Raw genomic sequence first — 9,668 nt, 5'->3', positions numbered from 1 at the left:
GGCCGTGGTCGAACTGGGCCGAGCTGAACAACTACTGGAAGCTCGCCGGCGACCCGACGGTCGTCTACAACCCCAACGCCAAGACCACGGCCGTCTTCGCCCGCGGCCAGGGCAGCCCGACCGGACAGATGGGCTTCACGCAGAGCGTGAACGGCGGCGCCTGGTCGCAGTGGTCCCCGGCCAACCTGTACTGGACCTTCGTCGGCCCCTGATAGCAAGCTAGCGGCAGCCCTCGGCGGGGATTCCCGACCGGGGGCTATGCCGCTTTGCCCTGTCGGGTGGACCCCGCCACCGCGACGTCCAGATCGACAGTCTCTGCCGCAGCGCCGGATGAACCGCGACAACGCCGTCATCTGCTCCCTGAGCGGCGATCGGCGCCCGATCCGCGCCGGGACTAACGCGATACAGCACCGCACACCCTTGCTTTGCCCTTGACATTACCCGCCGGTCCACGCGCCGCGCGGCGGGCCGGCTCCGGTCGTTGCAGCTCACGCCTTCGACCGCCCTCACGTTGCGGTTATGTGTCCAGTTCCTGTCCTCTGCGCCCTATTGAGCAACCTGATACCTCTCGCTACGTTGACGGCGCACCCGTCCACGCAAGGCGTCCCCACAAGGAGCACAGCATGCGCAGGTTCCTGATACGCGCCGCTTCCCTCGCCGCTTCGGCCACCGCGGTGGCCGCCTCCGTCGCCCCGGTGTCCGCCGCCGCGGCGCAGACCCTTTCGTTCCGCCCGCTGTCGTACAACATCAACGGGTACAACTGGGGCGGCTACGCCGCCACCGGCAGTGGGTTCTCCTCGGTCTCCGCCACCTGGACCGAGGCCAACGCCACCTGCAACAGCACCAACGACCTGTACGCGCCGTGGGTCGGCATCGACGGCTACGGCTCCTCCAGCGTCGAGCAGACCGGCGTGGCCACCGACTGCTCCAGCGGCCACGCGGTCCACCAGGCCTGGTACGAGATGTACCCGAAGGCCCCGGTGTACCTGAGCACCACCACCTACCCGGTGTCCGCGGGCGACGTCATCCACGCCTCGGTCACCTACGCCGGCAGCCGCAAGTACACGCTGACGCTGTCCGACAGCAGCCGGGGCTGGACGTACACCACCACCCAGTCCATCAGCGCGTCCCGGACCAGCGCCGAGGTCATCATCGAGTCGCCGACCGGCTCGTACCCCAACTTCGGCACGCTGAGCTTCAGCGCGGCGACCGTCAACGGCAAGTCCCTGGGCTCGTTCAGCCCGACCGCCCTCGACCCCAGCTCCAACGGGATCTACGAGGCACGCACCGGTGCCCTGTCCGGTGGCACCAGCTTCACCGAGACGTACCTGCACCAGTAGCGGTCCATGACGGCTCGCGCGGGGTCCACCGCCCCCGCGCGAGCCGTCGCCGCGCCTCCAGGTGGCCCACGTCACATCGCTGAACGGTCACACCGTCTGACGACGTTTCGTCTTGTAGGCGACGAGATCCGCTGCTCACGAGACGAGGACTCCCATGACACGCAGACTGCCCCGCCTGTCGACCTTGGTCATCGCCGCGCTGAGCCTCGCGGCGGCGCCGCTCATCGTGCTGGCGGTGATCCCCGTGTGACCTTTAGGGTCCGAGTATGATCGACATAGACGTCAGGTATCTGCGATCTTTCCTGACCGTCGCGGAGGAGCTCAACGTCACCCGCGCCGCCAGTCGGCTGCACCTGACACAGCAGGCCGTCTCGACCCACATCCAGCAACTGGAGCGGACCCTGCAGGTCCTCCTGCTCGTGCGAACATCCCGCGGAGTACTGCTGACCGAAGCAGGACGGGAGCTGGCGAGCGGAGGCCAAGGCGTCGTCAGCGGACTGACCGAGTTGGCACACCGCGTCCGAGCCGTCGCCGCCGGCCAGGGCGGACAGGTACGGCTGGCCTGCTGCCCCTACGCGACCGACCTCTTCGCCGTCGAGGTGGCCGACGCGATGGAGGCCGCGTTCCCCGGCCTGGAAGTGGCTCTGACCAGCGTGCCCACCCCCCGGCGGGAACTGGCGGAACTGAGCGGGGGCCGGGCCGACGCGGCGTTCATGTGGCTACCGGTCGGCGACGTCGGCCTCCACCACGCGGTGATCCGCACCGACCGCCGAGCGGTGGCCGTGGCGACGGGACACCGCCTCGCCGAACGATCCGCGGTGAGCCTGACGGACCTCGCCGACGAACCCGTCATCCACCCGGACGTCCTCACCTCACCGGAGGCCCAACGCTTCTGGGCCGTGGACCCCCGCCCCGACGGAACACCGGCCCCGCCGGGACCGACCGTGCCCGGAACGGAGGACTGCCTCCTGGCGGTCGCCCGCGGCCGCGGCGTGTGGATGGCACCGGAACCGCTGAGCCGCGTGGCATCGACCGGCGGCGTGCGCTGGATCCCGGTCACCGACGCCGGAACCTTCGACCTGGCGGTCGTCTGGACGGACAACGCTCCCGAAGCGCTGATCGCGAGAATGATCGCGGAGGTACGGGTGATCACCGGATACCAGCGGCTGCGGGTGGCATAGGCACGTCGACGGCGGTGCAGCCCCGGCGACTCCAGGTCCCAGTCCAGCACGATGACGCGCTTGCCGTTCGCCGCGAGGATCCAGGCGACGTTCGCCAGGGCCATGGTTCAGCCACAGCCGCCTTTGTAGGAATAGAAGGTGACGATCCGCCCTTGCCCGTAGTCGCGCATCCGAGCAGCCTTATTCTCCATCGGCGGCTTCCTCCTGAACGGCTGGGAAGTCGAGAAGTCGCGGTCGGTCCGGGTAGGGCCCCGTCGTGGACGAGCTGTCGGCCTGTCGGGCATAGCTGCGCCAAGCGCGTTCGGCGTTCTCCGCGCAGTGGCGGCCGAAGTCACCCAGCGGGACCGGCCACAGGGCGACGTTTCCTTCCGCGAGGGTCCAAGGAAGAACGGTTCGCAGCCTGGCCAACAAGTCCGAGGCACGCTCCTCGGTCTGGGGGTCGTTCGTGCTCCACGGGATGAGCACTCGGACCCACGGTCTGCGGTGCCGCCCGAGTTCGATCAGGTCGGTGACGTCGCGGCCTTCGTGGAGGGCCCAGGGATCGATCAGGAGCAGTTCCGGCCCTTCGTCAGCGCCGGCTGCCTCCGGCGAGTCACCGCTCAGCGCGCTGATGATCGGTATGAAGCCGAGGTCCCGGACCACATCCGAGGTCCGTTCGGCCAGCGATACCGTCAGTTCGGGGTGGTACGGCCTCCAGTCCTCCGGGCGGTCGCCGTAGAACTCGGGATCACGGCCGGGCGGCAGGTTGTCCCGGTCCGGCGCGACGACGGTGATCTTCAGGTGACGCTGACCGCGGCTGACGGCAGCGAACGGGGGGAACAACGGCCGCACGGTCTCGAAGTCCACGAAGTGCCCGACCGGCGGCGCCTCTGTCTGCGCCGTCCGGTCGATGATCTCAGCCAGCTGAAGGACGACGTTGAGGTATTCGCGGTCACGATCGAGGCGGATGAGCTCGTAGAGCCCTCGCTCGAAGTACGCGTCGCTCAGGCCGGAGCCGGCGTATCGGATGGTGGATGCGACCTCAGGGATCTCGTCTCGCACCGGCTTCCAGACCACCGGCAGGATCGCTTCGTTCGGAGTCCCCTTTTGGGCCGCATGCGCCATCTGGCGGGAGCGAAAGGCCGCCCATTCCCGACCGCAGTACTCCGATGCGAAGTAGCCCGGGCTGATCAGGGGAACGAAGACCCGGCAGTTGGCCAGTTCCCTCGCCAGGCGATGTTGCCACCTCTCACCTGCAGAGTAGGCTTCGTCCATGAACCCCGGCGGCTGCGTACTGCGATGCCAGCGAGAATCCACTGAAACCAACTCGTTGCACAGGTCCCGGTAGAACTGCCGCACCCAGTAGTTGAGGTCAGGTCCGTCCTCGAACACGCGGGGCGTGTGCGCATAGCTGAGGAAGAAGCACGACCCATACTCCTCTTCACGCTCGTCACTGGGTCTGGGCCATATCACGGGCGGTGTCACGGGCGGCGTCACTGGCGGCGTCACTGGCGGTGCGAAAACCGCAGCCCCCTGCGAAGGAGCCGCCGGCGCAGAGCCCGCTCCGCCCACTCCCGCCCCGCCGCTCGGCGCCGCTCCGAGCATCACGAGCAGGTCGTGGTGCGCCGCCGCGAACGGCTGCACCTCCGCCGGCACCGACTCCGGCCCCCGGCCGTCCTCGACGGCGACCATCGCGCGCCCCGGCAGCGCCTTGACCTCGTTCACGACGCGGCTCACCGCTTCATAGGACCGCCACACATCGCGTTTGCTGAGCCTCGCCGCCAAGCTGCTGCGCGCTTCCGGCTTCAGGACAAGCGACAGCTCCCCCTCAGTGCCCGCGTTCACCTCGAACAGTCCACTCAGCAGCACCTCGGCGACGTCCGCGGTGGTCACTTCGCCGACCACGACCTGGCGCAGCAGGTTGAGCAGCGGCAGGCCCAGGCTGCGGAACGGTGTGCACAGCACCGCGAGGCCGACCGCCGCCTCCGAGGCCGTCATCAGGAAGGCGGCGACCTGCCGGTCGCCATGGGGGTCCTGATCCGGCCCGGCACGCCCGGAGCGGACGATGCGGCCGCCGGGTGGGAGCAGCACCGCCTCGCAGGTCTCGACGCCCAGGTGCATGACCGTTCGGGCCCATCGGGCGAGCGCCGGCGGGGACAGCGACACCACCGGGAGAGGGATCCAGGACCGTCGGTCGCCGCGCGGCGTACCGGGAGCGGCACCGACGCCGCCCGCTTCCACGACCAGCCCGCGGTTGGCCGTCGCGGGGCGCTGTGAGGCCACGCTCGTGGCGGCGAGGTTCAGCCCCGTCCGCCGCCACAGACGGGGCGGCAGCGGACTCACCGCGGCCGTCGGCCCGCGCAGCGCCCAGGTGCGCAGCGCCGACCACATGGCGGCCTCGTGCCAATACCCGGAACTGAAGTCGGAGAGGACGATCACCAGACGCCGCCCGTCGGGGGCCGACAGTTCGGCCGGGGTGACGCGGCGTCCGGCCAGCGTGCGGATCGCAGCGCCTTCCGGGGTCGCGGCGATGTTCCATCTGCGGACGGTGCGGAACGCACCGGTGTGGTCGATCAGCCGCACCAGTTCGGTGGCCGCGTCCTGCCAGGGCGTCATGCTCAGCCCGGCGTCGACGACCACGGCCGCCTCGAACCAGCGCTCGGGGGCCGGGCTGAAGACCGGCAGGAGCCGGCCGCTGCGGGCGTAGGCGTCGACGGTGGCGTCCAGGTCCAGGCGGCTCCGCCGGCCCCGCGGCCAGCGGCTCTTGAACGGCCGCAGGGCGCGTGCCACGTCGAGGGACGAAGGCAGAGCCCTTCCGGTGCCGATCGCCGCCTCGGTGACGGGGGCGCCGGGCCCTTCGGCCGACAGCGCGTCGAACAGGCGCGGCCGGTCGTCGGTCTGCGGAGCCGGCCCGGATTCGGCGTCGGATCCGTCAACGGCCGGGGGTGCCGTGGTCGATGCCCCGGTGCGAGCCGCCGGGGCGGCGCCGACGCTGCCGGCGACTTCCGGCAGGACGGCGGCGAGCCACACGGCCTCGGCGAGTGTGACGGCGTCGGTTCCCGGCGACGCCTCGGCGAAGGCGTCGGCGATCCGGGCGACGCCGTCACGCACTGGAGAGTCCGCGCAGCAGCAGGGCTTCGAGGCCGGTCCGCTCCTCGCGGGTGAGTCCGCGCTCGGCGAGCAGGTGCGCAGCGTTGAGCAACTGATCGACCGCCAGGGTCTCGCCCCGGGCGATCCGGCTGACGAAACGCTCGATGATGGGGGTCAGGACGGTGTCACCGGGGCGGTCGGCGGCCCCTTCCAGGTGCGCCTCGATGATGGCGGCCAGGGCGGCGGCGTCCAGCGGCGGCATGTCGAACCGGATGCAGCGCCGCAGGAAAGGTGCGGGGAAGTCGCGTTCGCCGTTGCTGGTCATGATGACGAACGGGAACTCCCGGCACTGGACGCGGCCGTTGCGGATCACGTGCCGGCCCTCCCCGTCCCAGTCGGCGACGGTGTGCTCCGGCTGCTCGTGCCGGATGAGCTCGCGGATCTCGAAGTATCCGCGTTCGAGGACCTCGAGCAGGTCGCTGGGCAGGTCCAGGTCGCTCTTGTCGATCTCGTCGATGAGCAGGGCGCGTGGCGTGTCGCGGGGCAGCAGGGCGGTCCCGAGCGGGCCCAGCCGCAGGAAGGCGGCGATGTCGTCGGCCTTGCGGGCCGGGTCGAGCTGCTGGGCGTGGATCCGGCCGAGGACGTCGTACTCGTAGAGCGCGTCCTGCAGGGTGCTGCGGGAGGTGATGTGCCAGCGCAGGACCTTGCCCAGCTTCAGCTCGGCGGCGACGGACTCGATGGCGGTCGACTTCCCGGAGCCGGAGAGTCCCGTCAGCAGCAGTGGCCGGCGCAGGCAGAGCGCGGCGTTGACCGCGTCGACCAGTCCGGGTGCGGGTTGGTAGACGTCCCCGATCTGCGGGAGCGGGAAGCGCCGCCACGGCGGTGCCGGAGGGAGCTCGACGTCCCGCGGCGTGCCGTCGCCGGTATAGGGCCTGGCCCAGGTCATTCCTCGCTCCTCAGGTCCAGCCGCAAGGGGGTGAAGGTGTCGCAGAAATCCAGCCAGGCCGGGTCGTCCCAGACCGTGCGCAGCATGCCGGGAACCTCTCCGACCTCGTCGCGCAGCTCCGCGCGGTACGCCTCGCGCACGGACTGCGGCAGCCGCCGGAAGCAGAGACGCATCTGTTCCCGGGCCTCCGGAGACAGCGTTCCGGCGTCCTGCGGCCACAACACCACAGCCGAGTAGGCCTTGAGCAGCCGGAACACAGCCGGATCGGTGGGCAGGTGGTCCAGGCTCAGGGCCTTGTGCCGGTACGCGCCGTCGACGAGGGCGTTCTCCAGCGCCTCCCGGTCGCCGACGTGGTCCTGGGACAGCCAGGCCATCGGTGAGGGCCCGTCGTGCTCCGCCAGGTTCGCCAGGCAGTCGCGGGCGTGGTCGTTCACCCACCAGATGTCGTCGGGCGGGTTGATCTGCTCGCTCCAGCGCAGCCGGACGTCGAAGCCGACGCCGAGCCGGTTGCCGACCTTGACGTTCTCCGGGCACCAGGTGAGCAGCACCCGTTCGCGGGCGGCGATGTCGACGCGGCTCAGGACCCCGCCGGCCGCGCGGGCCCGGTCACGTCCCCACCGGACCGCCGCCACCAGGGCCCGGTTCCCGGCGGTCTCGTCGCGCTGCGGGCAGGCGAAAGGCTCCCGGGCCACGCGTTCGTCGCCGTGCAGCAGGTAGGCGACGAGTTCCTCGGGCCAGCCGTCGGAGAACGAAGCCAGGCACACGACCAGTCTCGGCTGGTTCTCCCGGGCCTCCAGACTGCGGAAGCGCCCCACCGCCTCGTTGTACTGCTCGCCGGCGTCCACATCGTCGGCGTCGAACCACCGGAGCACCTCGGGCGCTTCCAGGTTCTGGCCGGCGGCCCAGCCCAGAGCGGCGGCGAACTGGGCGAGCGCGTACTGGCATCCAGGGTCGTGAGGCGGGTAGCCGCCGTCGGCGATGTCCGCCAGCGCGGCACGCAGGCTCAGCGGCCCGGGCGGCGCCGAACGGCCTGTCAGCTCCCAGGCGCGGCGGATCAGCGTGGTGGTGAGCCGCGGACCGAGCCAGGTGCGCAGCATCCGTTTCGCTTTGGCCGCGATCTCCAGGTTCGCCAGCAACTCGGTCGCCTGGTCCCGCTCCACCGACCAGGGGAGTTGCAGGATACGGGCGCGATAGTCGGCGACCAGGTTCCGGTCCCACTGCTGCGGCAGGAGTTCGGCTCCCCCGAGCAAGGCGCCGAGGGCGGCGTGGAGCCGCGGATGCTCGGCGGCGCGCAAAGCCGGTTCCGGCCATGCCGCGTTCCGAGCCACCCACAGGGGGGCGCCGCCGGGGACCGAGTTGAAGTCCAAGTAGGTGATGTCCTGGTCCGGCACCAGGGTTTCGAGGGGCGGCTTGATGTCGGCGAAAGACAAGAACTCCCCGGAGTCGGCGACCCCGGAGCGCAGGACTCCGGCCAGTCCCCGTGACACCCGCATGTCGATCCCCGGCTGGAACACCGCGCAGCCCACGAGCATGGCCAGGCGCCGGCCGCCGATCTTCGCGCCGCCGACCAGCGCGTCGGCCACGGGCACCGCACCGGCCGCGGCGCAGGTGTCGACGATGACGACGAGCCCGGCCAGGTCCGGGTGGTCCGCGATGTCCTGCACGGCCGCCGGAACGTCGTAAGCATTCAGCGTCTTGTCGAGCGTGCTGTCTCTGCCCATGAAGTACAGGTGAGAGCTCTTGTCGCCCGGGGTGAACCCGTGGCCGAGCAGCCCCAGGACGAGCACCGCCTCTTCCTGGGCCGCGTAGGCGACCGCCTCGGCGACGTGCTCGCGGATCTCCGGGACGGTCAGCTTCCCGCAGATCCACGCCTCGCCGTCGCGCAATCCCGGCTCGCACTCGCCATGACCTGTCAGTGCCTCGGCGAGCTCGCGGGCCGCGGTCTCCAGATGGTCGAGCGTCCGTTCCGCATCGCACTGCGAAGCGATCACCAGAACATGACGCCGCTCAGCCGGCATCGTCGACTCCGGCCGGCGTCTGCACCGCCTCCGCGATCCGTCCCGCCACCCGTGCCTGCCGCAGGTACTTCACCGCCGAGTGCACCCACAGCCCGTCGGAGTCGACGCGCTGGCTCCGCGGTCCCACGCCGGCGGAGTTCGGCACGATGTCCTTCTCCAGGCGGGGCCGGGCCACCACCAGGTCGTCGCGGTCCCAGAAGTTCAGCCACCGGCCCACGCACTCCGGTGTGCTCGGCGGCTGCGGGTACAGCCGCGGCCACACCGCGGTACGGGTCGCCAGCGGCGACCCGAGCGTCACGAACAGCGGCACCGGCGTGTCGGCCTCGTGCAGCGCCTCCCAGGCCACGACCGAGCCGAGGGAGTGGGCCACGACGATCGCGCTGTCCGCCTTGAGCGCGTCGGCCACCCGGGCGCGTATGCGCTGGTCCAGAGGACGGCCGGCGGTGTCGGTCTCCTTGCGGGCGAGGTAGCGGGCGACCTGGGAGAGATGGCCGATCATGGTCTTGCTGAGGGTCCACTGGCCGCCTTTGCGCAGGGGGCGGATGCTCAGCAGGGTCGTGATCGCGTTGGCGGTGTGGCGGAGGATCTGGCCGGAGCCCTGGGTTTGGCCGGCCGGGGACAGTTGGGACCGGGCGCGCTTCAGGAGGCGGACGGTCTCCGCGTCCAGGGCCGGGCGGTCCGTGTCGGGGTCGTCGGTGCTGAGCTGCTCGTCCAGGATGCCGGCCAGGAACGTGGCCAGGAGTTCCGCTTCCTCGTCGTCGAGGTCGAGGAAACCGTCGCCCTGGGCTTGGGACTTGTAGAACAAATCACCGTAATAGGCGAAGACCGCGCCGGTGGCGCCCTCGCGGAGCTGGCGGGCGAAGCGGGAATGGCCCGCGTCCCGGCAGCCGAGGGCCAGGGCCTCGGTCCAGGCGGCCAGGTCCCGGGACGGGTCGCGCAGGCCGCCGATGCCGTGGACGAAGACGATCCGTGGTGCCACCCCAACCCCCCAGGAGCCGCTCCGGAATGGCGCCGGTGACCAGCCATTGTAATGAGGAAGGCGGTGCCGATGTGGCGCTGCGCGCTCCCCCGGTTACGGAATTACCCTGAGCGCGGCGGGTTTGAGGCCGGGCGA

Annotated in this window: 6 protein-coding genes and 2 pseudogenes; 3 read left to right on the top strand and 5 right to left on the bottom strand. The window is 70.8% G+C overall.

Annotated elements, in window-relative coordinates:
* The 3 genes and pseudogenes from ABD466_RS42065 to ABD466_RS42055 form a co-directional block, all read left to right on the top strand.
* Positions 1 to 212, top strand: a pseudogene (locus ABD466_RS42065) (hypothetical protein); the annotation flags it as partial.
* 411 nt (positions 213 to 623) lie between these two features.
* A complete protein-coding gene (locus ABD466_RS42060) occupies positions 624 to 1,340 on the top strand; it encodes a G1 family glutamic endopeptidase (protein WP_344662914.1) in 717 nt (238 codons plus the stop codon).
* A gap of 266 nt (positions 1,341 to 1,606) precedes the next feature.
* Positions 1,607 to 2,521, top strand: coding sequence for a LysR family transcriptional regulator (locus ABD466_RS42055; protein WP_344662913.1), 915 nt, complete (start codon positions 1,607 to 1,609; stop codon positions 2,519 to 2,521).
* An 11-nt stretch (positions 2,522 to 2,532) separates the two neighbouring features.
* On the opposite strand, the pseudogene ABD466_RS44585 reads toward ABD466_RS42055, so the two are convergent.
* The 5 genes and pseudogenes from ABD466_RS44585 to ABD466_RS42035 form a co-directional block, all read right to left on the bottom strand.
* Positions 2,533 to 2,691: pseudogene (locus ABD466_RS44585) on the bottom strand (AAA family ATPase); the annotation flags it as partial.
* Positions 2,692 to 2,701: 10 nt separating this feature from the next.
* Positions 2,702 to 5,611 carry a TIR-like protein FxsC gene (locus ABD466_RS42050; protein ID WP_344662912.1) on the bottom strand — a complete coding sequence of 970 codons (2,910 nt, stop codon included), beginning with the start codon at positions 5,609 to 5,611 and terminating at the stop codon, positions 2,702 to 2,704.
* On the bottom strand, positions 5,604 to 6,536 hold the full coding sequence (locus ABD466_RS42045; protein WP_344662911.1) for an AAA family ATPase: 933 nt from the start codon (positions 6,534 to 6,536) through the stop codon (positions 5,604 to 5,606). The genes ABD466_RS42050 and ABD466_RS42045 overlap by 8 nt, the downstream gene beginning before the upstream one ends.
* Positions 6,533 to 8,527 (bottom strand): vWA-MoxR associated conflict system protein, encoded by a 1,995-nt coding sequence (locus ABD466_RS42040; protein WP_344662910.1) that lies wholly within the window; start codon positions 8,525 to 8,527, stop codon positions 6,533 to 6,535. Before ABD466_RS42040 ends, ABD466_RS42045 begins: the two co-directional genes overlap by 4 nt.
* Positions 8,528 to 8,543: 16 nt before the next feature.
* Positions 8,544 to 9,533 (bottom strand): hypothetical protein, encoded by a 990-nt coding sequence (locus ABD466_RS42035; RefSeq protein ID WP_344662909.1) that lies wholly within the window; start codon positions 9,531 to 9,533, stop codon positions 8,544 to 8,546.
* Between the last annotated feature and the right edge of the window lie 135 nt (positions 9,534 to 9,668).

The sequence above is a fragment of the Catenulispora subtropica genome (genome assembly GCF_039531675.1).
GTDB lineage: Bacteria > Actinomycetota > Actinomycetes > Streptomycetales > Catenulisporaceae > Catenulispora > Catenulispora subtropica.
The sequence above is the reverse complement of the archived record's forward strand: the minus strand, read 5'-3'. Positions and strand labels throughout refer to the sequence as shown.